This is a genomic window from Thiolapillus sp., from assembly GCF_048562965.1.
GTDB classification, from domain to species: Bacteria; Pseudomonadota; Gammaproteobacteria; order Chromatiales; family Chromatiaceae; genus Thiolapillus; species Thiolapillus brandeum_A.
The window spans coordinates 1-961 of the sequence record NZ_JBHNMF010001038.1 but is presented as its reverse complement, the minus strand read 5'-3'; the positions used below and the strand labels follow the sequence as shown (position 1 = coordinate 961).

The 961-nt window shown below is 46.4% G+C and carries 1 pseudogene; it reads left to right on the top strand.

Annotated features, from left to right (window positions below):
* Nucleotides 1–316: 316 nt before the first annotated feature.
* Nucleotides 317–823: pseudogene (locus ACOCD2_RS22120) on the top strand (IS256 family transposase); the annotation flags it as partial.
* Nucleotides 824–961: the final 138 nt, after the last annotated feature.

Genomic DNA, 961 nt, shown 5'->3' with positions numbered 1-961 from the left:
TCGCAGATACCTTCTTCCTGTGCCAGTTCCTGGATAGGCTTGTTGTTGGGTGGCAGCATCTTTTTCAGAACTGCTTCTTTTCTCTCTTTCGGATAACGCATTTCAGTTGCTCTCATGCCCCTCGGGAATTCATTTAGAATTCCATTTTATAGGATGGACATCTATCCTGACAGAGGGGGGTTTGCTGCCATGCTACCTTTAGACCCCAGGACAATTTCAATTGATTGAACATGGATTCAATCGACCAGCGTTCGCCATAAGCTTCAATGACCTGTTCCGGGCTGAGCGTGGTATCGGTACTCAACAGGAGATGGGGAAAGGCTTCCCTGACGCCATACAGGCTGTTTATCCTCAGGCACAGATACAGCTTTGTATCGTACACATGGTTCGCAACTCGGTGCGCTATGTCCCTTGGAAGGACTACAAGCCGGCCACTGCGGATCTGAAGCGTATCTATCAGTCTGTCACTGAAGAAGAAGCTTTACTCGCCCTGGATGCCTTTGCAGAGCGTTGGGATGAGAAATATCCACAGATCAGCAAAAGCTGGCGCAGCTGCTGGAATAACCTCAACACGCTCTTCAACTATCCTGAAGATATCCGCAGGGCAATTTACACGACCAATGCCATTGAGTCGCTGAATAGCGTGATCAGGAAAGTCATAAAGAAACGTAAGCTCTTTCCAACTGATGACTCGGCGAAAAAAGTGGTCTACCTGGCAATCCGGGAAGCATCTAAAAAATGGAGCATGCCCATCAGAAATTGGAAAATGGCGCTAAATCGTTTTATGATCGAATTCGAAGACCGGCTGACGGACTTCGTTTAAAAATGGCAGTTACACAGAATTACTAGAGTTTAGAGTAAGCAACATTGTTCCACCGTATATTTTCGGGTGAAATAAAGTTGCTATTTTGTTCATACTGCCCGTTAGAGCTTGTTCTATACGCTGATTGCTGCATCCTGC